Source organism: Paenibacillus sp. OSY-SE (genome assembly GCF_000283315.1).
In the GTDB taxonomy this organism is placed as follows: Bacteria; Bacillota; Bacilli; order Paenibacillales; family Paenibacillaceae; genus Paenibacillus_B; species Paenibacillus_B profundus.
Map to the genome: position 1 here is coordinate 1 of NZ_ALKF01000070.1, position 223 is coordinate 223.

Sequence of the window (223 nt, forward strand, 5' to 3'; positions counted from 1 at the left end):
GTTTTGACTCTGGTTACAGGGTTTGCATTATTGATCTTTAGTTTGTTCCTGTCGCTAACCACAGGTATATTTCCTATCAGCTATGCAGAGTTTTGGGAAGTGTTGTTTTCTTCCAATCCTGATCCCCTATTGAAGGAAGTTGTATACCAAACTCGTTTGCCATTTGCCTTGGATATGTTGTTGCTCGGAGGAGGTCTGGCCGTTTCAGGCACTCTTTTACAAC

At 42.6% G+C, this 223-nt stretch carries 1 protein-coding gene; it reads left to right on the forward strand.

Features of this window, described 5'->3' with window-relative positions; all coding sequences use genetic code 11:
- The coding region (locus tag A372_RS35745; protein WP_157259373.1) for an iron chelate uptake ABC transporter family permease subunit at positions 1 to 223 on the forward strand (223 nt) is incomplete at both ends.